The sequence below is a fragment of the Acaryochloris sp. 'Moss Beach' genome (genome assembly GCF_021497025.1).
Taxonomy (GTDB): Bacteria; Cyanobacteriota; Cyanobacteriia; order Thermosynechococcales; family Thermosynechococcaceae; genus Acaryochloris; species Acaryochloris marina_A.
Genome location: NZ_CP071717.1, coordinates 602,244 through 628,485 on the forward strand (window position 1 = coordinate 602,244; position 26,242 = coordinate 628,485).

Below are 26,242 nucleotides of genomic sequence, written 5' to 3' on the forward strand. Positions count from 1 at the left end.
AAAGCCTTAGATTCTAAAATGCTTAGAGGTCTTCACCCAGCTCTGGTTGGGCTGCTGAGGTTCGGCGTTTGTCGTCGAGCGCAACCACTGGATGAAATGCACTACCCCAACAGCAGTGACCGCTCCCAATGCCAAGCCAACCACCAGCAGAATCCCAAAAAATTTCTGCATCGTCCGTTGGTTGTCCGCTACGGCTCGGCGGCTATCTTCTGACAGTTCAGCTAAATCTCGTTCTAGATCAGTGTTGCTTCGGCGTTGAGTTGAACGTAAAGACTCAAAGTCATCTGGCGGTTGGAAAGGCTGATGACTCATCACCTAGCTCCCTAGATAGTGCTTGTCAGACTACAGAAGCAGCTTCTAGAAAAATTCGCTTGACTTCTGTGTGAGATTCTCGGATTTTGTGCTCAATACGGCGCGTAGCCGCTTCAATTTCATCGGAAGAGAGGTCATCCCTAAATTCGATGTTCATGGCCAACATTATATCTTGAGGGCCAAAATGAAGCGTAATCGGAGACTCCATACGGGTGACGGCATCATCTGATTTAACTATCTGTTTGATGCTCTCGCGGGTTTCGGGTGAAGCACTTTCACCGATGAGTAAGCCTTTGGTCTCAATGACAAGCACAACGGCAACCACGGTTAGCAATAGCCCAATCACGATGGAGGCAATACTGTCATATACAGAATTGCCTTTCAGTTCGGTCATAAATACGCCGAGAAAGGCAACTCCTAGACCAATCAAGGCGGCACAGTCTTCAAAAATAACAATAAACGAACTGGGATCTTTGCTGTTGCTTAAGGTTTTCCAGAAGCTGTTGGAGGTCTTCGGTGTGGCCTTATTAAACTCACGAATAGACACAAATAAGGCAATTCCCTCAAATACCGCTGAAGATGCCAAAACGATGTAGCTGAGCCTAGGGTCGTGGGCTGGGGCCTGCACTTGCATGCTGGTAATGCCCTCAAAAATGGACAGGCCGCCCCCTAAGGCAAAGATTAAAACGGCAACGATCAAAGACCAAAAATACAGCTCTTGCCCATAGCCGAGGGGATGCTGTTCATCTGGCTTCGTTTCACTCTTATGAAGACCATAGAGCAGTAGCACTTCGTTGGTCGAATCCACTACGGAATGAATGCCTTCCGATAACATGGCAGAACTGCCGCTAATTCCAGCCCCGATAAACTTAGCGATGCCAATGGCAATGTTGGCAGCCATGGCTGCATAGATTGAAACCTTAGACGAGTGCGCGTTAGACATAAAAGTGAAGTTCAGTCGCTAGTTCGGATCGGTTTAAGGGTGAGAGCGTGGAATCGTTGAGGATAGTCTGCAAGCCCCCACTGCCCAAAAAACGGTTTTGCCATCACTGAGATGGGTCACTAATAATAGTGCCCTGGCTTGCCCCACTTTTCCACTCTTAGTCAGTTTCCAGGGGAGCTTTGATACTATTCCTGACTCAGCTTCTGGGTATTGGTGACCAAACTTTGGGCGAATGAATCTAACCGCTCTGCCAATTTTTCGTCCATTAATTTGCCGTCTTCATCAAAAGCCCGCCAAGCTTGACCGATGGCAAGTTGCTCTGGAATGACCCAGGCGTGAACCCATCGCATAATCAGTCGCATTTCATTGAGGGCATTGCTATTGGGCTGTCCCCCCAAAACGCTGATCAACCCAGTGACTTTGCCACCCAACTCTGTAAAGCCCATTAAGTCCAGGGCATTTTTGATTACGCCACTGACGCTGCCATGATATTCCGGGGTGGCCAAAATTAGACCATCAGCTGCGGTGACCACCTCTTGCAAAATATGAACATCTGGAAACTCTGAATAGTCTTTGCCACCATCACAAAAAGGTAGCTTCATCGTTCTCAAATCCAAGATTTGAATATCAGCACCCAGGGCTTGAACTCGCTCGGCTGCTAATTCTAGCGCCATCATGCTGTAAGAAGCGGTTCTGAGGCTACCGCCAATGCCAACAATTTTGGTCATGGGTATTTCACTCACAGAGGATTACTCAGAGTCTAGCGAAACTGGTACTGGGTTAGCTTATCTTGCCGTAATAGAAGAGATGGATCCTCTCATTTTGCTTTGAGGAGTAAGAAACCACAGCATCGTTTGCTAGTGAGGGAGATCTAGTCGTAAATGGCATGACGGTTGTCGTGGGTCACCCGTTGATAAGAGAAACTATTGCATTTAGGCAAAAGGCACAGCGGGGAAATTCCACGGCGAATGCCGATATTGCTCAAGTCTTAAAGATGCAGTTGCAGTAGTTAAAATATTTTTCAGTGAGATGGGAAAACGAATGAAACGAATGCTGGGCATGACAATTCTGCTAACCATGTTGAGTATTTCATACCCAACTAAACTGATGGCGTTGCCAGAAGATCTAGCTAAGGAGTCAGTGGTCTTAAGCAACATTCTGAGTGATGGGTATGCAAAGTTCTATCCTGAGCAATCTCAAGTTGTTGAAATACCGAGCTATCCATCTTTAGGATTCAAGTCAGGTGTTGCTGTATTGATGAGTATGGGGGGTTGGGCTGGGGGCAATACCAATAGCCAATATGTTGCTGTCTATGCTGTCAATGAAGATCTGAAGTTGGGAAAAGCACCCAAAAAGTATCGCCTGATTTCATTTAAGAAAGTCGGCGGCAAAGGGGATCGTCTATTTACAACCTTGAGTTATGAAAACCAGGCTCTAGTTCTAGCGGGCTTTGGCTATGGTGACAATGACGGCTTGTGTTGCCCGAGCCAGCCGATGGCCCTCTCGCTATCCCTAAGCGATCGCGGCAACCTTGAAGAAACAAAGCGAAGCAGGGCTAGTGATGTACAAGTTCCTTAATTAGGGAACTTAGGCAATAGAGCTAGGTATGATAGTCCCGGCCTATTTGAGAAAACGCCCCTATTCGCATTCCCTAAAGAAAGAATAGAATAGAGAGCAATGGGAAGGAAGTCCTACACAATGGTTCTGGTTCGAGTCGTAACGGTGTTGGGTATCGTGCTGAGTGTCATCACGATCCTGCTCCAAAATCAAAGTCCAACATTGGCTTTAGTGTTTTTGGGAATGCGATCGCAAGCCTTACCTTTAGGACTTTGGATGGCTGGAGCGGTTGTGATTGGCGCTCTCCTCAGCTTAGGTTTATTTGCCATTCTCTCAGCTACCCCTGTCCCCTCTCGCAAGACTAAACGTCGTTCGTCTACTCAATGGTCTCCCTTTAAGCGTCCTGCCCAACCTAGGGTGGAACGGGAAAGTCGCTCCTCCGGGTATTCAGATTGGGATGAACCCGTTGCTACGGAGTGGAATGCTCAACCAGCTGAATCCTTCTTTGACGATGAGCCAGAGTACTATGACGATCCGGTCGACTATCCCGAAGAGGATGACTATGATGATCCAACGCCCCCTTGGGAAAAACGGGACTCGGCCTATTCCTATAGCTATCGCGATCCTGAATTTGCCCAGCAAAGCAGTCAGCGAGAATCGGTCTTTGATGCAGAATATCGCGTAATCAAACCACCCCAAGGACCTGAAACCGATGATAATTGGGATGAATTTGATGATTCATTTCGAGAAGACTAGATGTCCGACCTGTCGCGGGTGATACCAGAAAATTTGCCCCATGTTCTGCTGGTGCTTGATCAGCCCGAGTTAGCTCAGCGCTTGCGTGAAGCGTTTCTTGCCCAGGGATATAACGTCACTGTGGTTCGGGATACAAAAGATGCGATCGCACAATGCAAGACTCAACCTCCGGCGTTGGCCATGATTGACCAGCAGATTTCGGAACAATCGGGAGGCCAGCTCTGTCGTCAGTTGAGAGCTGAAGGCGTCAGAATCCCCCTATTACTCCTAATGGATAAAGATACCCTTGATGACCGAATTGCCTGCTTAGAAGCCGGTGCAGATGATTATGTCCTGAGCCCTTATTCAGGAGAAGTGCTGCTGCAGCGGGTGCGACAGTATCTTAAATCAGACTCTGTCTTGCCAACGACCCTCCTCAGTTTCCAAGATCTACAGCTCGATTTAGCCACCCGCAGGGCTCAACGAAGAAGCAGGACCATAGAACTGACCATGAAAGAATTTGAGCTCTTGAGATATCTAATGGAGCATCCCCGGGAAATATTAACCCGTGAGCAAATTTTGGAAAATGTGTGGGGATTCGATTTTCGGGGAGAGTCGAATGTGATCGAAGTCTACATCCGCTATTTGCGGCTCAAGGTGCAAGTCATCCCTGAAAAGCGTCTCATTCATACTGTTCGTGGAGTTGGATATGTCCTCCGAGAAGCCTAATCAACATCGAATGTTACCCCTATTTGGTTTAATTGCTGGGGTGCTGATGCTGGGATGTCAGCCCCTGAATCAAGCTACGGAGGCAACGACTCCCCAGCCAGCTCCCTCCGTAGCTGTAGCCACCCCCCTGGACAACAATTACCCATTACCGCTCAAGCCCTGATCAAAGACTCTATAGTGGAATTGGAAGTTGCCCAAACTCGCCAACAGCAAGCGACGGGACTCATGAGTCGAGAAAGTCTGGCAGATAACCGTGGCATGTTATTTCCGTTTAGCCCCCCTCAATCCGTCAGCTTTTGGATGAAAAATGTCCTCATTGATTTGGATATGGTTTTTTTGCGGCAAGGAAAGGTCATCGCAATTCAGCATAGTGCTCCACCCTGCCAATCCTTCCCATGTCCTACCTATGGGCCTAAGGGTGAAATTATTGATCAAGTGATTGAGCTTCGGGGGGGGAGAGCAGCTGAATTAGGGATTCAGGCGGGGGATCTCATCACGATTCAGACCGTTTCCTCTGAATCGTGAAACTGATGCAGAATAGCCCCAAAATTTGATGATTGTAGCTTGAAGGTTGGCAAGCATGCTCGTCAGGATGATACAAGTATTGAGACTGATTTAACTTTTTCTCATACCTATTTATTGTTCATCCCTGTTTTTTAGGTATAAAGTCATCCTTTATTGCTAACCTGTGAATCTTTTATGACATCTCCTATTTCCTCTGTTCATGATCTGTCTGAACAGCTATCCTCTCCGATTGAGCATCGATTCCAGGCTGCAATTCATGCTGGAGAGTTTTTAGTGACCGCAGAGGTAATGCCTCCAAAAGGTGGTTCCATCCAGCACATGCTGGACCAAGCTCTCCAACTCAAAGATTGGGTCCATGCAGTCAATATTACGGACGGCAGTAGAGCAGTATTAAGAATGAGTTCTTTAGCTGTTGCCGCTATCTTGCGCCAACAGGGACTTGAACCTATTTGTCAGATGGCTTGCCGCGATCGCAACCGTATTGCCCTCCAAGCCGATCTCATGGGAGCCCATGCTTTGGGCATTCAAAACATCTTGGCTCTCACTGGAGATCCCATCAAGGCGGGAGATTTTCCCAAAGCAAAAAGCGTATTCGATCTAGAGTCTGTCCGCTTGCTTAACATCATTCGCCATCTTAACAATGGCCTAGATGGGAATGAGAAGCCACTCCCCGATGGCCCAACCCAGCTCTTAGTGGGTGCAGCGGTTGATCCTCAATTGGCGAGTTGGTCAGGACTACAAAGCCGGTTTGAGAGAAAAGTGATGGCGGGAGCCGAATTTTTCCAAAGTCAATTGATCGTTGACTTCGATCGTCTCGAAAAATTTATGACAGAGATCGCTGCCCCTGCCAAGAAACCAATCTTGGCGGGTATTTTTCTACTCAAATCTGCAAAGAATGCTCAATTTATCAATCGCTGTGTTCCAGGCGTTAATATTCCCGAGTCCATCATTAATCGTCTGGACAAAGCCACCGATCCGCTGCAAGAAGGGATTGCGATTGCCGCTGAGCAAGTCCAACAGGCCCGTCAACTCTGCCAAGGGGTCCACATGATGGCGATTCGTCGAGAAGATCTGATTCCCCAGATTTTGGCTCAAGCAGGTGTTACACCCGTGAGGAAAACTCAGACTACGTCATAAGTCTGCCAAATAGCACGTTTCTAGGGTCATTCAACGAGCTTAAGACGGAGGAGGAGCTAACTCTTCAGTATCAACTGGGCGAACAATAGCTTCCGTCTCCTGTCCATCTGTCTGAAAGATGCCTGCCAACCCTTGGTCAAGGGTTTTGGCCATCACAATTTTGTTCTCATAGACAACGATCACCCTCGCTAGAATCGGTACGCTATTCTCTTCTGCTTCTAGATATAACGGTTCCACATAGAGCAGCGAGTCCTCAATGGGAATGATCAATAGGTTGCCTTGAATGACCCGCGACCCCTGGCGGTTCCATAGAGAAATTCGTTGGGAAATGACTGGATCCTGGTTGATCAAAGCCTCAATTTGTTCAGGGCCAAAAATTAGCTCTCGTTTGGGAAACTGGTACAGCAGTCGCTTGCCATAGTTTTCACCATCGGAGCGAGCAGCGAGCCAGGCAATTAGATTATTGCGGCGAACGGGGGTAAAGGGATAGAGCAGAATAAATTCTTCGGTATCGGCTTCCGGCAGCTTCATCGTTAAGTAATAGGGCTGGACGAGCTGGCTTTTCTCACCATAAATCTCATTGGGCACTCGCCATTGATCTTCCCGGTTATAGAACACCTGGGGGTCGGTCATATGGTAGGTGAGTAGACTTTGGGATTGGGCTCGAAATAGATCCGTGGGGTAGCGAGTATGGCTGCGCAGACTGGGGGGCATTGCCGCCAAGGGCTGAAACATCTGGGGAAAAATTCCCCGCCAGGTTTTCAGGATTGGATCGTTGAGATCGACACTATAAAAGGTCACCGAGCCATTGTAAGCATCCACCACCACCTTGACGGAATTGCGGATGTAATTAAAACTTTCTTGGCCTGGATCGGAATAGGGGTAATGATTGCTAACGGTGTAGGCATCAATCACCCAAAATAAAGTGCCGGGAACCGCTGGTTTATTGGTGCGGTTGAAGGCTTCTACATCAACATTAGCCGTCACTAAATAGGGATTACTGTCAAATCGGAGAAAAGGAGCCAGCTCTTCCACTCGTTCTTTAATCTGGCGGCGATACAAAACTTCCGTTTGAGGAGTGAAGTTTTGGGTAAACAGCATTTGCCAATCCCGCAGGTAGAGGGAAAACATCCCCCGTCGCCACCAAGAGCCAATGGCAACACCACCAGTGCCGTCATAGGTGTTGTAGCGATTGTCATTGCCGCTGGGATAGTCTAGTTCCTGCACCTTTGTGCGGGTCATGACATAGGTGTTAGACAGTTCCCCAAAGTAGATCCGGGGCAGATTGATGGGAATGCTGGCGGCAATATCCGAGGTTGCTGTTTGCAAGGTTCCCTCGTCATTCCCAGCACCAATATCTTTAACAAAGTAAGTGGGCAAACCACTGGTTTCAGCAGTATTGACAGGACTGAGGGTAAAGCCGTAACCGTGGGTATAGATGAGACGCTGGTTAATCCAGGTCTGGGCTTCTGGGGGGACATTGCCATAATCCAGCTCACGAGCTGCCACCAGCACCTGTCGCTTTTCCGTACTCGATTGGGTGCTGCCTTCCCCGGTTGAATCAGCGGGTTGAGAGGTTTTAAGGGTATAGCGATCCACATCCGCGCTGGGAAACTCATAGTAGAGACGAATCCGCTGGAGTTGGCGGTTAGCCTCTAATAGCGGACGGGTATCCCAAAGCCGAATGTTGCGCAACGTAAAATCATTGGCCTTCAGCTTGGCAGGGGTTAAGTCGGCTTTGGGCTGAAAAGTTTTGGTTTCAATATTGTCGAGATCAAAGGCAGCTCTCGTCAATTGAATACTTTTTTCGATATAGGATTCTTCTCGGGCCAGCTCGTTGGGTTGAACCACCAGGGCCTGCACACCTCGGGGCAAAATCAATCCTGCCACTACGGCAATACCAATGTAAAAACTGAGGATCCAGGATAATTTCACCGGACGTCGAGCAGGACGAGGAAACACCGCTCGTCCAAAAAAGACCACAGCAATGGTGGCAGCACCAAAACAGAGCAGGGTTTTAGTGGGTAAATCTACCGTAACGTCGGTATAACCTGCCCCATAGAGAATGCCTTGGGTGGAATAGAGGAGAGAATAGCGGTCTAGCCAAAACCCCCAGGCCAGGGTTAAGGCGAGGGTTCCCCCTAGTCCGTACAGATGTCGCTTCTGGGACAGGGTAAACCCTGGAAAACGGCCTTGACTCACACTGTCCCCAGCCAAAAGATAGATTAAGGCGGCGCTGATAAATCCGGTGAGGGTCACTCCCATCAGCCAAAAGCGCAGCAGTTCCCATAGGGGCAGGACAAATACGTAAAAGCCAATGTCATGGCCAAATAGCGGATCGACGTTTTTGAAGGGCGTGGCGTGAAGAAAGGCCAGAATCGTGGTCCAGTGGTTGGAGGCAACTAACCCTAAACCAAGGCTGAGACAAAGTGCGATCGCACCCAGTACAAACCCAGGATGCCAGAGCAAAAGTGCTGTAAATCCAGCCACTAACAGCAGTTGCCAGGGCATTTGTAGCCAATGTTTGAGTAGATTGGCCGTGGAGGAAAAGGTGAACTGCTGCAAAATCTGGGAGCTGGATGTCGCAATTTCGGTGGGGGGATACCAGAAATGGATGATCACCTGACCAATATGGGTCAGTAGACTTGCCAGCAACAAACTCAGCCCCACTAACACCAGCAGTAATTGCGTCAGATTGAGAGCACCGGGTTCAGTCTTGTCAATATCAACGGGGTGGTGGTAGCGCCAGCGACGGGCCAGGACTAAGTTGCCGACCAGATACCCTCCCGTACTGGCAAGCGCTAGAACCCATAGCCCGATTCTGACCACTAGTTGAGTTTGAAAGACGGATAAATAGCCTAGATTTTGGAACCAGGCAAACTCAGCAATAAAATGAGCCAGTAGATCTAGACCAAATACCACTCCCAATACGAGGAGCAGGGACTTAACTAACCAACCAACAACCTTAGAGGACATCACAAGGAACCGCTCTTGGCATGTAACTTTCAAATCATAGAGGATCTGTTCTGGATCAACGCATTAGGAGAGAGACGTAACTTAACCCCATAGTTCGCAATATTGTGGGTGGGGGACAGGTGTTGTAGTGAGTACTGGTCAATTGTTCACTAAATGGTGAGGCAAAAACAGGCATCGAATGCCCCATGGGCTCTTATCTTGCTAGATTTACTATCTCAATCCCATCGAACAGTTTGGAGGTCACACCTGTGGGAGTGGGAACGACGGAATAGGCAGTCGCGCCCTCTGTTCCTGAAATGATTCGGGTGAGTCGACCGTCGATAAAATGGGCTGCGGCACCATCATCAATAGCGATACCGGGGGGTAATGCTTCTATATCAATCAGATGTTCAAAGGTCTGCTGTCTGGCAATTTCTGACGAATAGTGGGGGCAACAGCTCCCTGATAAAAAATTAAGACATTGTAGCGGGCCAAACCCATCGGCTTTGGCATCGGTTAAACAGGACTCAAACCAACAGTTTGCGCCTGCGCTGATTCCTGATAAGACGGTTCCTTGAGCTGCGGCTGCCTTCAGTAAAGGGGCAATTTCCCAAGCCTGCCACACAGCCAACATACTAAACGTATTACCTCCACCGACAAAAATGGCATCTTGAGCCATAATCCAATCACAAAGGTTGGGGGTTCGTCGAAAAAAGGTCAGATGAGACGGGGTGCAGTTGAGTTGGGAAAATCGAGAGTAGAACTTTAGTAGATACCTTTCTGCATCGCCACTGGCTGTGCCAATAAAACCGACTTTGGGAACATTAGCTGCACTCTGCCCTAACACATAGGCATCGAGGCCAGGTTCCGACCCTTCAGAAAAGCCACCGCCACCGATTGCAATAATCTGTCCTTTTGTCATCTAGCCGTCCGTTGACAATCATCCGTAGCCTATACCAATAGTTGTTTTCTATGATGTAATTTAATTCACTGAGTAGATCGCAAAAATATTAATTGCTTGAGAATTGTCAACTGGGCACACTCAATGCGTTGGGAGCTGGATGGTGGTGCCCCCGATGATAGTCATCGGCATTCAGAGACTGCACCATATCCGCAAAGGTGAGATGAAAACATTCCAATCCCCCACATAGCCAATCAATATAGTCAGGCCATTGGTCCGTGGCATTGATGTCCGTCTCGGGAAGGGAACAGTAAATGACACATTCTGAGACCAGATTCTCCCAGTTAAGGGCAAATCCCAGTTCAGCTTCAATCCGTTCCTGTTGCGCGGCGAGTAACTCGTAATGAGCTTGGGCATCTTCATCAAATAATCGTAGCTCAATGGCTAAAGAGGCATGGCCGCGATCCACATGGGCAGATAGTAAAAAGCCCGCTCTACCAATGGCAAAATCAATGTGGTCTTCAGGGGGCGGAGCTACTGCTTTGACCACACTGCCCCGTTGTTCTAACTGATCACAGAGTTCTGACCAGAACGCGACATGCTGTTCTTGTTCTGCTGTTAGGGGTTCGGGTTCAGACTCCTCTGGCTCTGATTTAGGCTCAGGTAGTGCTTCTGCCTGTTGTTCTAGCTGACTCTCCAAATCCAATTCGGTTGAATCGATTTGGGAGGATTCTGTCGGTTCCTCAGCCGGTGAAACCAGATTAAACTGGGCGGCCATTGCGGTTTTACCAATTTGCCATAGCTCAATTTCCACGCCCCAAAATTGCAGTGAAGGTTGAGCGTGCTGATTAAGCCAATTAAGCAGCTTGAGATGTTCGTCAGAGAACTGGCTAGCAATCCAAATGATGCCTGTTGCACTAATATCGGCCCCTTCCGTCAAAAGCTGCCCGAAATGTTGTCCATCCGTGGGACATAGCTGACTACCAATCAAAATCCAGTTTTTGGTTCCTGCCTGCCGACAAAGCAAATCCGCTTGGCGATCGCACATTTGCTGCGCGTCTAAAACCACTTCCAAAGACAGACCAATGGCTTCGCCCAAAAGCTGTATATTCTGCTCCTGGCATAGCCAGGGCGCAAAATCCTCAGTAGCAGACTGCCAATATTGGGTGACATCGACTTTCTCTAGACGACCCAAATTGGGTTTGGAGGGAGGCTTGGCAGACATGGGTATCGCTCTAACGATTCATCCTCCCCGATTGTCAAATCACATCAAGGAGGAAAAGGGCTTAATATTCAATAGCTTAACGGGTATAGAGTCCCTCGGATCAGCCAAATCAACGGCAATATTCAACTTGGGGACAGACCAAAAATACAGCACCAACTCCTAAGCCGTATTGCATATTCCGGAACTATTGATCTAATTCCTAGGATTAGTGTTGTGTAACGATAAAAACGGTGGGGAGCTAGGGGATGCTTACGATATTGATTTCCATGAATACAACAGGTGAATCTCTTTGACTGTACTTCTTTCTAGATATCTCAATTTTTATCCAATCTAGAAACTGTTTCAAAAATCTTTCTGGTTTTGAGTGGGGCAACTAGAATTCTCTGGTTCGTTTCCCCGCATGAGTATCGCAGGCCCACCAAACTTTAATTACTGCACCTGGTTAGGCATGGTCAATTCTGAGCCTATTGGCTTCATTCCCAAACCGCTAAGCATTTCTTACTTTGCCAGAAGTTCTCCAATGTCATCTTCGGTTTTATACAACACTTAATCGTTAGTGGGCTTAGTCTGACACTAATCGGATGCGAACACTGTCCCTGCCATGTACCTATATCGACCACTTCTTCTCCTTCTAACGTGATCTCGTGTCGCTTGAAATATTCCATGATTGCTGGTACTTGCAGATCAACCCCTGTCGTTGCTTCAGCATGAGGATTGCGTAGTACTTTAGCTAACGTTACTAATTCTCGTAAATCATGTTGATTATGTTCAAAATGTTCAACATAACTCTGGTAGTAAATCGTATCTAGAGCTGTATCTTGATCGACAAACTCACCATCTATCACATACCCAATCGCCCAATTCCCCTCACCATATTGTTTATCCCAATCGCGTTGTCGGGCCTCTCTCCTTTTTATCCCACCGGCTCGCCCAATCTTTCTATCAATGACCTTCCAAGTCATGTTCTATACCTGTTCCAACATTTCTATCTCTGTGCCACTCCACCCTATCGATTAATTGATATTTCATGGGATGTGTCGATCTAAGCTACCGTAATTTGTTTATCAAGATCGCAATGCATAGTCTCAGCGATTTTGTTGGTTGATCTCAGCTTCACCGCTAATATCCAACAGGCCCATTAAACCTTATCGGAATTAAGCATTTAGAATTGAGTACCGTCATTCAGTGCTGAAGTATAAGTATGAAAATGAGCTTTGAAGAGCTTCAGGATAAACCTCGGGTTTTACAAAGCTTGACTAGCATCAATGTTCACGAGTTTGCAGCGCTCATGGTCAGCTTTAAGGCAGCCTGGGAAGCGTTTGTTCAAGAAACGTTTCAGCGCGAAGGACGCAAACGAGCTTACGGGGGTGGCAGGACAGCTCACCTGAGAAGCCTTGAAGATAAGCTGCTATTCATTTTGGTGTATTTTCGTCTATATCCAACCCAAGAAGTCCAAGGATTTCTATTTGGGATGAGTCAAGCTCAAGCAAATGAATGGATCCATCGACTCAGTGGTGTGCTCAATCAAGCATTAGGCCATGAGAAGCAACTGCCAGAGAGAGAACCAGCGAACCTAAAAGCAGTACTCGACGTTTGCCCGAGCTTAGAGTTCATGATTGATGGGACAGAACACCCAATTAATCGACCGAAGGATAAGAAGGACTGCAAGACCTATTACAGTGGCAAGAAAAAAGCCCATACAGTCAAAAACAATATCATCAGCGAACGGGGAGGCAAGGTGTTGTTTTTGAGTGACACCTATGAAGGCAAAAAGCATGATAAGAAGATTGCTGATGAGGAAGGGTATCAGTTCCCAGAAGGGAGTCAGCTTTGGCAAGATACTGGGTTCCAAGGATTTGCCCCAGTGGGGGTGAGCATCAAGCAACCAAAGAAGAAGCCTCAAAAAGCAGAATTGACCGATCCACAGAAAGAGGAAAATCGACAAGTTTCAAAGGTCCGAGTTGAGGTAGAGCATCAAATTGGGGGGATTAAACGCTGTCAGATAGTGGTTCAGAAATTTAGAAATTGGGTTGACCATTATGTTGATGACGTGATGGAAACGGCTTGTGGGCTTCATAATTTCCGGTTGACTCACCGTCGTGGGAAAACTACCGGGCAATTTGGAACTGCTTAATCACAAACGTCACAGTAAAAAGCACTTCTGCGAGGTGTCCACGTTATTTCCGATAAGGTCTATTGCATAGAACCTGGGCATTGCTAGCCAATGCCTCTGTGTCGTTAGATAGGCTCCAAGTCGTTCGGAAACTCAGAAAATCTTTCTTCAAATCTTTCTTCATCAGTATCATCAGCAAGATTTCGAGTGTTCCAGCTTCGGTTTAGGTGAGCATAGACGTGGGCTATCTCGATTTTGAAGTCAATATCGTCAATTTGACCCTGCTCTCCCATCTGGCTCATCAGCGACTCAATATGTTCCTTCGCGTCATCCAGTTCGTAGAGTAAAAGTGCCCAGTTGACCGGGTTGTCAGTGGCGTTAATCATGGTCAGTCGTCTAACTATGGTTATACATCGAGTGTTGGATAATACACTTCTAAAAAGGATTAGACGTCAAAGACTTCGACTTCGCTCAACCAGGAGATTTCAACTCCTCTGTTCAGGGTTGGGGGGAGTTTTTGAAGACGCTAGCTTATCAGCCCAACGAGTCGTCTCCGGCAGCCGATAGCGGGTAGTGCAGCCCATCACATACTCAACGGCACTGTCCAAACTAATCCGATGTCCTAAAGAAATATACAGGGGCTTTGTCTGAGGGCGAGTGCGGAGGACTGCCCCAATCTGTTCATCCTTGTCGATTAAAGGCTGCCAATTGCCTCGGGTTTGGTCAACAGGCTCGTGTTTCCCCACCAGGCGAGACTTGGCAACACCAATTGCAGGCAGATCAACCAGCACCCCTAAATGGCAGGCAATCCCAAAACGTCGGGGATGGGCGAGGCCTTGACCATCACAAAGGAGCAGATCAGGCGTAGTTTGAATTTGAGCTAAAGCAGCTAAGACCGTTGGAATTTCTCGAAACGACAAGAGACCGGGGATGTAGGGGAAAGTGGTCGGTTGGCGAGCAATCTTTGTTTCGTGAAGGCTCAGCTCAGGCCAAGTAAGGACTGCAATGGCCGCACGAGTGGTTTTGCCTTGGTCTTCAAACCCCACATCAACCCCGGCGACGTAGCGCACCTCACTAAAATCGTCGGTAGGGATGACCTGGGAACACAGTTGTTTTTGGAGTTGTATTGCCTCTGGAGCAGTTTGGGGCCAATTCTCAATATTTGGAATTCGCACTTACCACTTATGTAGCCAGTGGGTATCGATATAGTCCATCACCATGAGGGAACCGAGCATGCCACCCATGATTCCCAGGATGAATATTAAGGGGTTAGCTACGGCAATTAGACTCCCTAGCGCACACATAACTACCGTCAAAAAAGAAAAGAATTATGACCAAAAGTAACGGTCTGAATAAATACATATTAAATTCTTATGAGATATATATCAATTTGTAATGCGATGATTGTTATTGTACTGTATTCGTGCACCTGCCCAGTCTAGTTTCTCGCGAAGGGTGCGATAGTACGAGTAATTTTCCCGCAGTAATACAAACCTGGCCCGGTATTTGGCCATCCAGATATCCACTCGCTGTCCCGGCCAAATTGAGGTACAAAGTACCCCATCCATCCACAGCTTGGTCGCCAGTTCCCGATCGGCAAGAGGCCAGACACTCACACGAGATCCAGGTGGTAATACAATGGGCCGACTGGATAAACTCAAAGGGCAAATCGGTGTGATCGCCATGGCTTCCATGCCTGGATGCAAAATAGGTCCACTAGCCGCGACGGTATAGCAGGTTGATCCCGTGGGAGTAGCCACTAATAACCCATCTCCTTGATACTGATCCACCACTTCGCCATCAATTTCCAGCTCTAGAATCGAAGTAATCATGCGATCAGCCGATGCGGGCTTAATACACATTTCATTGAGGGCAATGTAAAACGGTTCTTCATCCGGAGTATCTGTCGGATCAACATCACGATCGGCCACTCGGGCCCGTAGCATCATCCGCTGTTGAACGGCATAGCGATCTTCGAGAATTCTTTGCCAGACCTGTTCAGTATCCATAAATAGATCGGCGGGTTCAGTGAGAAACCCTAAATGGCCGCCAATGTTGATTGCCAACATCGGAATCCCATCTGGAGCCAAATGACGGGCAGCGGCCAAGGCAGTACCATCTCCGCCCAGCACAATGGCTAGGTCAATGGGCTGGGTGGCAGAGGCCAGAAACACGGGATAGGGATTATCTTTCGGACCACTAGGCCCCATCAAAATATGGCAGCCCTGGGCTTCTAACTGACGGGCACATTTCTCTGCCCAGCGTTGGCTGTGGGCATCCCCAGCTTTATAGACGATGATGACTTGCTGTAACTGCACCCGATCGGTCCCCTTTTCTGCTTTGCTCAGGCGTATGTAATCACCGTACCCTGTTCGCAGCGATTTATGAGTGGGGGGTAGATTCTGATCGGTGAGCAGTTTCAACGGCAACAGATTCAGGTGATATTACTACAGGTGCCATTGGGCACTGCATAAAGTTCAATTTAAATCCCCATAACCGAGGATGGGGACGAAAGATACGGAAACAGTGTTTAACGCCGACGGGAAGATCTTGCCAGGATTGCACGGTAAATCCCTGCCGTTCGTAGAAAGGAACGATTGGAGGTTTACAGGCGAGATAAACGTCTTGGTCAGATTCCTGAATCAGGGTTTGGACGATTTGTGCTCCCCACCCCTGATGACGGAATTGAGATTGGACAAAAACATAGGCCAACTCACTATGGTTGGTATAGGCATTGAGGAGTGCACAGCCTGCTAAGGTTCCTTCTTGCTCAATCACCTGAAAGCGAGACCAGTTAAATAAAGCTCCGAAAAATCGCATAATCAACTGCCCTATCACCAGACTGGCGAGGTAAAAGCCCAGACCCGCCGTCGCCACATTAGCGATGGCCAAAATAAACTGAACATCAATCTCTGGTGTCGATTGTCGCCAGTAAATCTGGAGCCACAAAGCCAATCCCACCAACCCTAAACGGAAAAAGGCAAAACTAAAAAGTCGTACATCTAGCTCAATGCCTTCATCCCAGGTAAATTGCCAAAGCATTTGTTGTATGGCCCACTTATCTTGAGGTTGGGCAGGACGCAGCACGTAAGGAGTAGAGGTTGACATGGAGCTAGGGTCATAGGAAGGGTCTGTTCCATTCATATCATTTGCCCGCCAGAATCTCCGCGGTTCTTCGGCGGGTGATTTGCGGAAAGGCTTTGGCTAGGGAAATAGCTTAGAGCAAAGAATATGATTGGGGTCGAAGGTGTCTTTGGCCTGCTGCCATGCTTGCCAATCAGAACCAAAGTGTTGGGACCAGAAATCGGGGGTAGTCTCTCCCAACCATCCGGACAAATAGCGCTTACCGCCCGCGCCCATCACTAACTGATGGACTTGTTCTAAGGCCGTCAACGCTTGAGTCTTTAAGGAGGGCGGGATGCCGGTCGGTAATACGGCAAAGAGAAAGGCCCGTTCAGGCTTCATCAGGAATCGAGGGGTAGGTTGTTCGGCGACCAACAACACTCGATGACCATCACCAAAGTAGGGGGGCAAAATCTCTAGAATTTTTGGAATGATCTCTGTTGCGGCACTTAAGGGCAATAGACAGTCAAACCACGGATGCAGCTGTTGCCAAGCCCCGCTGGCCTGCATAGATCGAAACCGTAAATCGTAACGGGCAGCATAATCAGCCGTATCGTCATCTTCTGTATGAAGGAGCTTGTGGTAATTCAAGCCTGCCAATACCTGTTCTTGCTGGGGAGGCGTTGCAGGATCAAACTCTACACTGACATGTAGGCCCCACAACCACTGCACTAGGGGGCGACGCCCTGTAGGCGTTTTCTGTAAACCCTGCATACTAGCAGAGCAAAATCCTTCTAAGTAATCGATGCGATCGCACAGCTGATTCTGATCCTTCATCCAGGTTTCTAGATCTTCGTAGACTAAAAAATAGGTGCGGATCTGAGGTTTAATCGGTCGCGTGGCTAGAGTTGCCGATAGGATGACTGCACATCGTCCCTGTCCCCCCAGGACTGCGGCATAGAGATCAGGATTTTTATCGGCGGTACACCAAAGTCTTTCCCCTGCCCCGGTCACCACTTCTAGGGCAATCACGTTTGCGATCGCAGGCCCATACCGATGACTATTGGCCCCAAATCCTCCCGCTGATAACGTTCCCCCCACCGTTAAATTCAGATTGAGGGGCATCATACAAGGCAAATGCTGATAGGGCTTCAGTGCAGCAACCAACTGTCGCCACGTAGTGCCAGCACCACAGGTCACTTGCTGAGGCAAAGTTTCAGAATAGTTAATATCATCCAATCTTGAGGTATCCAAAGTGATCCCCCCAGGACTAATAGACTGTCCATTTTGGCTACATCCTTTGCCCCGCAGCGTGACCGGCAACTGGTCACGATTAGCCAACTGCAACAATGCAGCCACATCCTCCCCATGCCGAGGTTGAACCACTAAGCGTGATTGTCCCTGAATCAGATGTCCAAAATCATGACTAGCAGTAGTTAAAACAGCAGGATCACTATCAAACGGCAATCCAATTTCGCTAACTCCATGAGTTAATGCAAAAGTTTTCTGAAACACTGTCTCACCCCTCCAAAAAAGCTCTAAACTCGAAAAAGTTATCCAGTCATTTTCAAAAAATCGTTAATTAGTCGAAAGGTGAATCAAAGTCACCGATAGTTCACTTAAATGAGATTTAATCACATCAGCATTCTGTTTAATCTCTGATTTTAGAAAGAAATTCTTCAAAAATATTGGGAAATCAAAAATAGATAGCTTTTTCTATTTTTGATTTCTGCTGATGCAACATTTTCGTAGAGCTAAAGATATGGTTATCTATCTGACATGCAATTACTAGAAAAAAATCCTCTAGGTACTCAAAAAAGAGTGGAATTAGATAGCATTCAACGTCCTTTCATGATAGAAACTGGTTTTAGTTCCCTTCTATAAGACTGAACCATATCTCTACCTCTACTTAACTTAGGACTTAGCCTACGTTAATGATGGAAGCTTGTTGATGATTACGCTGAGGCAACACCACATTTTGCATCATGTACTCAACGGTATGGGGATGAATCCACCCCTTATCAGCAAGGAGTTTCCCAATAGGCTTGTTCACCTCTTGTTGCTCTTGTAATGCCTCCTCAAGCTGGGCATGGGTGACTAAATTTGCTTCTAACAAATAGCAACCAAATGGCTTTAAGTCTGCAGTAGGTGCAGCCGTTGCCGGCGCAGCCAGTCGATCGGTATAGAGGTTGTTCTGAGTCGTAACTTTGAGATAATCGAGATATTCACTTTCCAAAGCAGGCTGAATATTCGCTTGCTGTGCAAAGGCCAACAACTCATTCATCAAGTTCGTGAACACCGCAAAGGTTTCATCTACCGCCACATAAGCCGCTTGCCGCTCTTCCTCCGATAGTTCTACCGCTTCGATCACCTGTCGTGACTCGGTTGAACAGAACGTATGACCTGTATCGACTTCTAGATGGCCTGCACCGAAGTATTCGTAGTCATATTGAGTTTTTTTTGTGAGCTCACGAGCAGGAGCCGCTGAGTTAGCGAGCAGAATATTTCCCGTCGATTCAGTGGCTTCAATGATTGTGAACTTACGGGCTGGACTCGCCTGGTAGGTCGCATTGTAAAGGTAGTACGCAGCCGCGCGGGCATTGATCGTTTGCTCATTCCAAAGGAATTCCAAAGATTCATTGAAGCTCAGTCTGGGGTTGAATCTGAGCTTGTCCATATCACTGAGCAACCAAGGCCAGTGATGGTCATCTTCATAGGTATGAACATTAATAATTTTCTGGAGCTCATCTGTGGTCGGTTCATCCCGAAAAACCTGGCGATTTAGCTCACCAAAACTCATGGCAAATGGTGCAATACAGGGTGCAAAGGCTAATCTTCGCCTTGGATCAATGGTTTGATCTTGGAGGAATTCAAACAAAGGCAATTGCGCAAATTCTTTCTTTTTTTTGGTTGATATGAGCAAGAACTTTTTTCATCCCGATCCCCTTCGTATAGGTAAAATACTTGAATCTATTTTTTCTCTCTGAGCTTAATTTTTTTGAGAGATACTTCTTCGACAACTAATACAGAAATTACTATTTACGTAAATGATTATTGCAGAAATATTTAATTTAGTGAAGTAATGAAAAAATACATTAATATATTGTCAGTTTTTGATATAGAAAAAGAGATCTTGTGAATTCCTAAATAGATATTATTTTATTTATTTCATAAAGAATATTTTTTTATAGCCAGTTATCAGCAAATACAGTTTTTTTTTGCATTAGTAGTTAGTTCAAATACATCAATAGAGCCTTGATAATATTTTTTTCTTGGCATACTTTTTTTTCCCTCTAGCTATCAGCATCGACAGTTAATGCCAAATTCAACTTGTTTTATCCAAAAAGGTTAGAAAAGTGGAATAGATATTTATTTATCTGCAGTAAATCATCTTAAAACAGCTAAATAGAGTGAATCCTCCACTTTTGACGGAGGATTCACTCTCAAGAGGGGAATAAAGCTGTTCTAGCTCAGGTTAAACGGCTTTTCCAAAATGAGGTTGAGGTCGGTCTGTGGATCGATAACAACGACTTCATCCACGGCAGGATCGATAACGCCACCAATCGTTGCCCCCGAAGCAGCGCCTGCTAGAACTTTCTCGGCTGTAATGGTGCGATCACCAATGACCGTTGATAGGCCAGCGGCAGCGGCAGCCCCCCAGAGCAGAGTCTCTAGCCACTGAAAGCCAAGGACGATTGCGGTTGGTTTCAATGGCCGTCCCTACCGCAGCTCCCGTCAGGACTTTTTCTGCCGTGATGTTGCCGTCTCCAATCACACTCGACAACCCTGCAGCAGCACCAGCACCTAAAACAGCATTTCGAGCCAGGGCTAACAAATTGGGATCACGAGCGCTGATAGTACGGGTAATAATCTCAGAAGAGGCATCAAGGGAATAGTTTTTGCCATCAATCATGACCTCACGGGCAACAAATTGAGTCCCATCCCTTTGGGGTTGAAGTTCGCCCCTGATAGAGCTGCCTTTGGGAATGATAATATTGCCCTGACTATCTTTAATGTCCTGAGCCACCTTGAGGGTTAAGGGTGCGGTCTCTTGGGGAGAGACAATCACTTTTTGGGCCACATCATAAAAGACCGGAATTTCGGTTCGAACTTGTAAACCTTGAGATGGAACCCCTGCAATGTAGTTGCCAGAAATCAATGATGCTTGTTGCGGGGTCTTGAGCGCTTGGCAAAGGAATGATGCAACTTCTGCCCGTGTTGCTCTATTGTTGGGTTTTAAGTACCGAACATCAGGATAATTGACAACAAGTTGAGTTTGGGTTGCGGCTGCGATCGCATCACGCGCATAACTGGGTATTGCACTGGCATCAGCATAGGTATTACCGAGGGTGGCATTAATTGATCCTGTGGGTGTGTACCCCAAACCATTGTTGAGGGACACCAAGACTTGAGTTCGTGGAATCTGTTGGGAAGGACGAAACTCACCACTGGGGTAGCCGGTTAGAAATCCAGTTTGGGAAGCGGTCCGAATCGCATTGGCGGCCCAAAAGTTAGACCGAACATCGGTGAAAGAACGGGCATTGCGGCTTCGAGCTGCATTGGGAAATGCATTGACCACCATCGTGGCATATTCGGCCCGGGTGACAGGAGCATTTGGGCGAAATTCGCCGTTGGGATAACCATTGATAATATTGCGTTGGGCCAGGGATTGAATACAACTTTGGGCCCAATGACCTTGAGTATCTGAAAAGCGAGTTTGGGCAAGGACGGTGGATTGAGCGAGGAAGGGACTAACCAGAGCGGTAGAGAGTCCCAAACTCAAAAGCGCAGCCGTTGAAGATTTCCATTGGTGTGAGGGTGTCATCATGCAGGTCACCAAAAAATTAATTTCAGTGATAAATGATGGATTGCTAATTATTTTAGTTCCTAATAAAGTAAATGAAACTTTTATAGGACTATTGAGTCTTATAATTCAAAATATAGTACTTTAATCCCATTTTTTAATTATATTTGAAACTTTATAGAGTTATCCGTAGTCGCCCTTTCTTTTCATCCCATTCTCCCGGCCCATGAGGGAGGCATAACTTTCCTCTCTCTAACTCCCTTGACGTGTTAGAACTGGCTTGGGTTGCCAGGGATAACGCCTTACATGTCAGACTCAGAGCAGGTTCAGATTCGATTTTGTACGCCAGCGGATTATGTTGCGATCGCATCCATATACAACGAAGCGATCGCAACGGGCAGTATCACCTTCGATACTCGTCAATTCGAAGCAAAAGATATTCAAGCCTGGGTAGATAAATTTTGCGATCGCGAATGTCTATTAGTGATCGAGCGTCAGCAGCAGATTCTGGGCTGGGGCATTGTCAAACAATATAGTGATCGCCCTGGGTATCGGGTCTGCTGCGAAACATCGATTTACCTGACCTTTGCCGCAAAGGGTCAAGGGTTGGGGAAAATGATGCAAACTGCTCTGCTAGAAAAGGTGGTTGAGCTAGACTACCACCATGTCGTCGTCAAAATTGTCGCTACCAATGATGACAGTATTGCCTTCCACAAGGGCTTTGGTTTTGAAATGGTCGGTGTGCAAAAAGAGGTTGGGCATGTTGCTGATCGCTGGCAAGATGTTGCCATCATGCAGCTCATTCTGCCTCAAGTGCCACCCTACTCTCCCTGAGTCGTAGTTGATGCAGAATGAGTTGAATAGAGACATGAACGAAGCAGAAGAAGCAGCGGGACTCCCAAAAACATCAAACTATCGTTATGCCAAACGAGTAGGCAACCAGCTATTTGTGGCTGGACAAGTTCCACACGATTCCAATGGCCAACTGGTTGGTCAATCAGCTCCATCCGTCCAAGCAACTCAATGCCTAGCCAATCTTCGCCAGCTTCTTGTTGTGAATGGATTTAGCGAAAATGACATTCAGCAGGTCACCATTTATGTGGTCGGTGAAGCTACCAATCTTGCTAGTGCCTGGAATGCTGTCGAACAGTGGTTTGATGATGAAGTACCCCCTGCAACCCTTTTAGGAGTCGCTCAATTAGGCTATGTCGATCAGCTAGTCGAAATTGACGCCACTATTATCCAAGAGACATAAGATCATACAGACCAAAAAAGCATTCTTGGAATACCACCCAATTAGGCTGTAACCTGCACCCCTTTCCAAAAAGCAACGTACCCCTTAATATTCTTGACTGCATCTTTGGGGTCAGGGTAATACCAAGCGGCGTCTTTATTTACCTGACCCTCCACTTCAAGACTGTAGTAGTTGGCAACGCCTTTCCACGGACAATTTGAATGGGTATCACTGGCCTTGAAGTAGTCAGTTTCAACGGCATCAGGGGGGAAGTATTGATTTCCGTCTACTACTTCGCATTGATCGCTTTCAGCGATAACTACTCCATTCCAAACTGCTTTTGACATTAAGACTCTCTCCGACTCAAACTCTTCTTCCTTGTAACGTACCGTGTCAAATCTGACAAGTGAATGGGAAACCTGTGGTTAGGGCCAAATAGACTTTTTTGGCGACCTGACAATCCTTTTATCCAATACAAACTAGGGAATATGGCTCCAACAAAACCCAGGCCCCCCGTTCAAGTTATTGATTCTTTTCTCACTCAGCAAGATATTTTGAGTGCCTTAGTGGTTTGGATTATTCTCGAAGGGTTTAGCTTTATTCTCTTACCCAACTTCACCCTCATCTCCGGGGAGAATAAAACCCTGACCTGGGTTTTGATTACTACCCCTCTGGGTATCGCTGGGTCGATCATCATTGGTATTTGTTCAAGCTGTTTGCAATACTGCCATGTGCGACTGCATAAAGCCGATCCTAAAAAAAAGCTCTTGGTTGCCTTCGCGAATATGGGTAGTTGGCTGGGCTTGGCAGGAATCGGGTTTCCCCTGATCGTTGTGGGCCTGGAATTTTGGCTGCTGATTGTTCACGGTATTGATAGTTAACCCATTTGCGGGAAAAACCTACAGTGTTTAGGGTGTGAGGTGATATGGGACAGATTCAATCTATTGCCCATCCTTCAGCCAGTAGGGGTCTTCCGTAAAGACAATGTCGATTTCAGGGAACGGATGTAAATCTGCGATCGCATCTGCAAACTTCTGCCTCAACTGGTCGAGTTCTTGCACCCGCTCAACCGCAAACTCAGCAGGGACGAGAAGCTGAATAAAGACATACAGCACTCGTCCTTGAACCATCATCTGCAAATGAAATCGATCGATGGGGTGTTTTTGGCTGCGAGCAACTTGGGAAATGGTCTTGCGAATCTCTCGATCCAACTCGCTTTCTGGGGCAACGCCTAATAGTTGATTGACCCCTTCAAATACGGTGCGTAATGGTAGGGGGATGATAACCAGCACCAAAAGAGCGACTAGCAGCGGGTCAACGTAAGGGAGATAAATATTCCAAGCGGTGTCTTGCAGTAACATCGTCACCACAAAGGTCAAGGCAACTGCGCTACTAATACAGCCATCCACCGTCCAGTCTCGGGCTTCAACCTCTAGCAACGGTAAGTTCAACCGTCGGGCATAGCGATGCATCAAGATGGCAAAGGTAAAACACCCCATTGTGGACAGGGTAGCATAGGCCAAGGCTAAGCCCACGACAAGATCTCGCCCACCATGCAGCAAGTCTTCAATCGCCGATACGAAAGCAAATAAACTGACGGATAGAACAATAATGCCTTTAATCGTATTAATAAAAGGCTCAAATCCGTAATAGCCAAACTGGTAGCGACGACTGGGGCCTTCCTGGATCAGAGCTGCTACTTTGAGACTGACAAAGCTCATAGTCATAGTCATCAGAGAGTAAAACCCATCCAGCAAGATAGCTCCAGAATGGGTATATAGCCCAAACACCCCACCCAACACGGCAAAAACAGTCGATCCTATGATCGATAGAGTCAATGCCCATTGCTCTTGGGTACCCTGATCCGGCGGTGTTGTTGTCGTAGCTATCATTTCACTGTCTATCTGTGACTAACGGGAGGACAACTGTTCATACCCTGGCCATTCCAGCCAAACAACTTCTTCTCGCAGTTGTTCGCCCGTGACACTGGATAAACGAGTTCGAAACAGCTCGACGCCCCGGACTTCATAGCCGAGTTCTTCAGCAATGGCGGCCAACAGCTCTCCTGTTCGAATTAAAACCTGGAGAAAAGAAGCCTGATCACCCACAACATAGGCCAGTTGGGCTCCCGGCTTTAGAATAGGGCGCAAGTTCGCAAAATGGCGCTTCATGCCCCCAAAGTAGAGGGCGGTGACCCTATGATATAACTTCTCAAACCCCGAATCTTTGTCCATTTCCAAGCGACGGCGCTCGATAGTCGCGGCGAGCTGAGTGACTTGCGGTGTGTTTGCCACCCATAAATCATCCCGATCGGCGGCAAACGCATTGCGGGTATTCGAGCGGAGCAATGACTGTTTATAGGCTTTTAAGTCGGATGGATCCTGAAGAAACCCTAGCAGTACCGACTCTAACCGCGTGGTGCGGGTGTAGTCTTTTTCATTCGGATAGGGGGGAGAGGTAATCACCGCATCAATGGATTCTGGCTGAATCACTCGGGTTAAATCCCTGGCATCCTGGTGATGGCAAACCGTCGGCGGGGGGCAATCGATGCCACCTAAGTCTACGGCCATCGCCAAAACCTGCTGATGCCAAGCGGTTAAAACGGGAGCATCCTGTTTGCGCTGGCGGCTGATACCGACTTCTGGGGCAAATCGCAGGTTACTGGCGGTATGGACACTGGTATGGGCCAGGGCAAGCTGGAGGAGAGGTCGCAGTTGAGGATTCCGTTCGGCATCGATAGCATCCCGCAAGACTAGACATTTATGGAGGGGCAGATCGCCAATGGAGTTTTTGAGCAGCAGCGATTGTGCCTCTGGTGCCAGCTTTTTTAGGTGGGTTGTATTTTTAGGTGTAATGTCGCGGGAGAGGAGATAGCAAATCCGTTCTGCGGCTCCTCGCACTTGATCTGGATCAGCGGTCCAGGTGGTTTTGGTGCGGGAGGCAAACCAGGACATGGGAGTCGCCTCCACTCCCACAGCAGGAATCCCTTGTTTCTTAGCTTCTACAATCGTGGTCCCAGTGCCACAAAAAGGATCTAGGAGGGTGCTGTTCGCCGTTAGACCGAACTTATCAATATAGGTCCGGACCAAATGGGGTGGAAAGGACAAGATAAAGCGATACCAATCATGAAAACTGCGATCGCTCTCCTGCAAGCGATTCAGATTGAGATCCTTGGGATTAGAGGCGTCCATTAAGAGGATTGCGATCTCGTCTGGGTAACAATCCGATCAAAATACCAGTTCAGTCCTGGAGCTAGAACGCTGTGTAGTTTGGCCAATAATCCCATTTCCAATCCAGGAGCCACCACAAACTGGTTATTTTTTACCCCTTGGACAATCTTTTGGGCCACATCTTCCGGCTGCCACATTTCCGCAGAGGCGGTAATGTTCTTCGTCTCTGGGGGTTTTGTTTTATTTTCCGCTTCCAGTTGGGGGGTATCCGTATCGGGAGGATAGACAATTGACAAGCCAATCCCAGTCCCTTTCAATTCTCCCCGCAAGGATTCAGCCAACCCCCGCAGTGCAAACTTGCTGGGGCTGTAAGGGGTATATCCAAAGAGCCCCACTAGTCCTGCCCCTGACGAAATCAACACAATATGTCCCCGGTGACGCTCTTCCATTAGGGGCAAAACCGCTTTAACGGCATACAAAGTGCCAAAGTAATTGACCGCCATCGTTTGCTCAAAGACTTCGAGGGGAACATCTTGGAAATAACCTGGACGGGCCATACCTGCAGCGGTCATTAATATATCGGGTGGTCCCAGTTGTGCAGTTGCAGTGTAAATAGCTTGGTTTAAGGCTTCTCGGTCAGCGACATCCGCCTCTAAAGCTAAAACTTGCTGGCCGGACTGGACTGCTTTAATGTCCTGAGCGGCTATCTCTAATTGACTAGGAGTGCGGGCAATCAGGGAAATATTTGCCCCATGACTGGCTAAGAGGCAAGCGGTAGCCTTACCAATACCACTCGATCCACCCGTAATCATGACATGGCGTTGATAAAAGTCCATCCG

At 47.5% G+C, this 26,242-nt stretch carries 28 protein-coding genes; 9 read left to right on the forward strand and 19 right to left on the reverse strand.

Annotated features, from left to right (window positions below; all coding sequences use genetic code 11):
* Nucleotides 1-6 precede the first annotated feature (6 nt).
* From HRE53_RS02845 to HRE53_RS02855, 3 genes are all read right to left on the reverse strand, one after another.
* On the reverse strand, nucleotides 7-312 hold the full coding sequence (locus tag HRE53_RS02845) for a hypothetical protein (RefSeq protein ID WP_235108990.1): 306 nt from the start codon (nucleotides 310-312) through the stop codon (nucleotides 7-9).
* Between the two features lie 25 nt (nucleotides 313-337).
* Nucleotides 338-1,255 (reverse strand): cation diffusion facilitator family transporter, encoded by a 918-nt coding sequence (locus HRE53_RS02850; protein ID WP_235108991.1) that lies wholly within the window; start codon nucleotides 1,253-1,255, stop codon nucleotides 338-340.
* A gap of 185 nt (nucleotides 1,256-1,440) precedes the next feature.
* Nucleotides 1,441-1,983 carry an NADPH-dependent FMN reductase gene (locus HRE53_RS02855; protein ID WP_235108992.1) on the reverse strand — a complete coding sequence of 181 codons (543 nt, stop codon included), beginning with the start codon at nucleotides 1,981-1,983 and terminating at the stop codon, nucleotides 1,441-1,443.
* Nucleotides 1,984-2,296: 313 nt separating this feature from the next.
* Here HRE53_RS02855 and HRE53_RS02860 point away from each other — a divergent pair, with 313 nt between their 5' ends.
* From HRE53_RS02860 to HRE53_RS02880, 5 genes are all read left to right on the forward strand, one after another.
* Complete coding sequence (locus HRE53_RS02860) at nucleotides 2,297-2,833, forward strand: hypothetical protein (RefSeq protein ID WP_235108993.1); 537 nt, start codon at nucleotides 2,297-2,299, stop codon at nucleotides 2,831-2,833.
* 120 nt (nucleotides 2,834-2,953) lie between these two features.
* Nucleotides 2,954-3,568 (forward strand): hypothetical protein, encoded by a 615-nt coding sequence (locus HRE53_RS02865; RefSeq protein ID WP_235108994.1) that lies wholly within the window; start codon nucleotides 2,954-2,956, stop codon nucleotides 3,566-3,568.
* Nucleotides 3,569-4,276, forward strand: a complete 708-nt coding sequence (nblR, locus tag HRE53_RS02870; RefSeq protein ID WP_235108995.1) for a response regulator transcription factor NblR — start codon at nucleotides 3,569-3,571, stop codon at nucleotides 4,274-4,276.
* Between the two features lie 54 nt (nucleotides 4,277-4,330).
* Nucleotides 4,331-4,801 (forward strand): DUF192 domain-containing protein, encoded by a 471-nt coding sequence (locus HRE53_RS02875; protein WP_235108996.1) that lies wholly within the window; start codon nucleotides 4,331-4,333, stop codon nucleotides 4,799-4,801.
* Nucleotides 4,802-4,975: 174 nt separating this feature from the next.
* The gene (locus tag HRE53_RS02880) at nucleotides 4,976-5,938 is read left to right on the forward strand and encodes a methylenetetrahydrofolate reductase (protein ID WP_235108997.1); all 963 of its coding nucleotides are present in this window, start codon (nucleotides 4,976-4,978) and stop codon (nucleotides 5,936-5,938) included.
* A gap of 39 nt (nucleotides 5,939-5,977) precedes the next feature.
* Here the strand turns inward: HRE53_RS02880 and HRE53_RS02885 are convergent, their stop codons facing one another.
* The 4 genes from HRE53_RS02885 to HRE53_RS02900 form a co-directional block, all read right to left on the reverse strand.
* Nucleotides 5,978-8,914: a UPF0182 family protein gene (locus tag HRE53_RS02885; protein ID WP_235108998.1), complete on the reverse strand. Its 2,937-nt coding sequence runs from the start codon at nucleotides 8,912-8,914 to the stop codon at nucleotides 5,978-5,980.
* 193 nt (nucleotides 8,915-9,107) lie between these two features.
* A complete protein-coding gene (locus tag HRE53_RS02890; RefSeq protein WP_212662142.1) occupies nucleotides 9,108-9,815 on the reverse strand; it encodes a peptidase E in 708 nt (235 codons plus the stop codon).
* 106 nt (nucleotides 9,816-9,921) lie between these two features.
* Nucleotides 9,922-11,019 (reverse strand): DUF4268 domain-containing protein, encoded by a 1,098-nt coding sequence (locus HRE53_RS02895; protein WP_235108999.1) that lies wholly within the window; start codon nucleotides 11,017-11,019, stop codon nucleotides 9,922-9,924.
* 473 nt (nucleotides 11,020-11,492) lie between these two features.
* The gene (locus HRE53_RS02900; RefSeq protein ID WP_235109000.1) at nucleotides 11,493-11,981 is read right to left on the reverse strand and encodes a hypothetical protein; all 489 of its coding nucleotides are present in this window, start codon (nucleotides 11,979-11,981) and stop codon (nucleotides 11,493-11,495) included.
* A 239-nt stretch (nucleotides 11,982-12,220) separates the two neighbouring features.
* On the opposite strand from HRE53_RS02900, the gene HRE53_RS02905 reads away from it, so the two are divergent.
* Complete coding sequence (locus tag HRE53_RS02905; protein WP_396133410.1) at nucleotides 12,221-13,153, forward strand: transposase family protein; 933 nt, start codon at nucleotides 12,221-12,223, stop codon at nucleotides 13,151-13,153.
* A 104-nt stretch (nucleotides 13,154-13,257) separates the two neighbouring features.
* Here the strand turns inward: HRE53_RS02905 and HRE53_RS02910 are convergent, their stop codons facing one another.
* The 8 genes from HRE53_RS02910 to HRE53_RS02945 all read right to left on the reverse strand — a co-directional run bounded on the left by HRE53_RS02910 (nucleotide 13,258) and on the right by HRE53_RS02945 (nucleotide 21,023).
* Entirely contained in the window at nucleotides 13,258-13,518 is a 261-nt protein-coding gene (locus tag HRE53_RS02910; protein WP_235109001.1) for a hypothetical protein, read from the reverse strand.
* A gap of 99 nt (nucleotides 13,519-13,617) precedes the next feature.
* Nucleotides 13,618-14,307 carry a deoxyribonuclease V gene (nfi, locus tag HRE53_RS02915; protein WP_235109002.1) on the reverse strand — a complete coding sequence of 230 codons (690 nt, stop codon included), beginning with the start codon at nucleotides 14,305-14,307 and terminating at the stop codon, nucleotides 13,618-13,620.
* A gap of 210 nt (nucleotides 14,308-14,517) precedes the next feature.
* Nucleotides 14,518-15,450 carry an NAD(+) kinase gene (locus tag HRE53_RS02920; RefSeq protein ID WP_212666306.1) on the reverse strand — a complete coding sequence of 311 codons (933 nt, stop codon included), beginning with the start codon at nucleotides 15,448-15,450 and terminating at the stop codon, nucleotides 14,518-14,520.
* A 64-nt stretch (nucleotides 15,451-15,514) separates the two neighbouring features.
* Nucleotides 15,515-16,276 (reverse strand): GNAT family N-acetyltransferase, encoded by a 762-nt coding sequence (locus HRE53_RS02925; protein ID WP_235109003.1) that lies wholly within the window; start codon nucleotides 16,274-16,276, stop codon nucleotides 15,515-15,517.
* Nucleotides 16,277-16,336: 60 nt separating this feature from the next.
* Complete coding sequence (locus tag HRE53_RS02930) at nucleotides 16,337-17,710, reverse strand: FAD-binding oxidoreductase (protein ID WP_235109004.1); 1,374 nt, start codon at nucleotides 17,708-17,710, stop codon at nucleotides 16,337-16,339.
* 406 nt (nucleotides 17,711-18,116) lie between these two features.
* A complete protein-coding gene (locus HRE53_RS02935; RefSeq protein ID WP_235109005.1) occupies nucleotides 18,117-19,073 on the reverse strand; it encodes a hypothetical protein in 957 nt (318 codons plus the stop codon).
* A 587-nt stretch (nucleotides 19,074-19,660) separates the two neighbouring features.
* Nucleotides 19,661-19,906 (reverse strand): hypothetical protein, encoded by a 246-nt coding sequence (locus tag HRE53_RS02940; RefSeq protein WP_235109006.1) that lies wholly within the window; start codon nucleotides 19,904-19,906, stop codon nucleotides 19,661-19,663.
* Complete coding sequence (locus HRE53_RS02945) at nucleotides 19,812-21,023, reverse strand: S-layer homology domain-containing protein (RefSeq protein WP_235109007.1); 1,212 nt, start codon at nucleotides 21,021-21,023, stop codon at nucleotides 19,812-19,814. The genes HRE53_RS02940 and HRE53_RS02945 overlap by 95 nt, the downstream gene beginning before the upstream one ends.
* A 282-nt stretch (nucleotides 21,024-21,305) precedes the next feature.
* Here HRE53_RS02945 and HRE53_RS02950 point away from each other — a divergent pair, with 282 nt between their 5' ends.
* Complete coding sequence (locus HRE53_RS02950; RefSeq protein WP_235109008.1) at nucleotides 21,306-21,833, forward strand: GNAT family N-acetyltransferase; 528 nt, start codon at nucleotides 21,306-21,308, stop codon at nucleotides 21,831-21,833.
* A gap of 34 nt (nucleotides 21,834-21,867) precedes the next feature.
* On the forward strand, nucleotides 21,868-22,254 hold the full coding sequence (locus tag HRE53_RS02955) for a RidA family protein (protein WP_235109009.1): 387 nt from the start codon (nucleotides 21,868-21,870) through the stop codon (nucleotides 22,252-22,254).
* A 41-nt stretch (nucleotides 22,255-22,295) separates the two neighbouring features.
* Here HRE53_RS02955 and HRE53_RS02960 read toward each other — a convergent pair whose 3' ends face one another.
* The gene (locus HRE53_RS02960; protein WP_212662149.1) at nucleotides 22,296-22,580 is read right to left on the reverse strand and encodes a DUF427 domain-containing protein; all 285 of its coding nucleotides are present in this window, start codon (nucleotides 22,578-22,580) and stop codon (nucleotides 22,296-22,298) included.
* Nucleotides 22,581-22,721: 141 nt separating this feature from the next.
* Between HRE53_RS02960 and HRE53_RS02965 the strand changes: the two genes are divergently transcribed.
* On the forward strand, nucleotides 22,722-23,114 hold the full coding sequence (locus HRE53_RS02965) for a hypothetical protein (RefSeq protein ID WP_235109010.1): 393 nt from the start codon (nucleotides 22,722-22,724) through the stop codon (nucleotides 23,112-23,114).
* Between the two features lie 60 nt (nucleotides 23,115-23,174).
* On the opposite strand, the gene HRE53_RS02970 is transcribed toward HRE53_RS02965, so the two are convergent.
* The 3 genes from HRE53_RS02970 to HRE53_RS02980 are packed head-to-tail and all read right to left on the reverse strand — an operon-like array spanning nucleotide 23,175 to nucleotide 26,239.
* A complete protein-coding gene (locus tag HRE53_RS02970) occupies nucleotides 23,175-24,125 on the reverse strand; it encodes a cation diffusion facilitator family transporter (protein WP_235109011.1) in 951 nt (316 codons plus the stop codon).
* Between the two features lie 18 nt (nucleotides 24,126-24,143).
* Nucleotides 24,144-25,424, reverse strand: coding sequence for a DNA methyltransferase (locus HRE53_RS02975; RefSeq protein ID WP_212662152.1), 1,281 nt, complete (start codon nucleotides 25,422-25,424; stop codon nucleotides 24,144-24,146).
* Nucleotides 25,424-26,239 carry an SDR family oxidoreductase gene (locus tag HRE53_RS02980; protein WP_235109012.1) on the reverse strand — a complete coding sequence of 272 codons (816 nt, stop codon included), beginning with the start codon at nucleotides 26,237-26,239 and terminating at the stop codon, nucleotides 25,424-25,426. The genes HRE53_RS02975 and HRE53_RS02980 overlap by 1 nt, the downstream gene beginning before the upstream one ends.
* Nucleotides 26,240-26,242 lie beyond the last annotated feature (3 nt).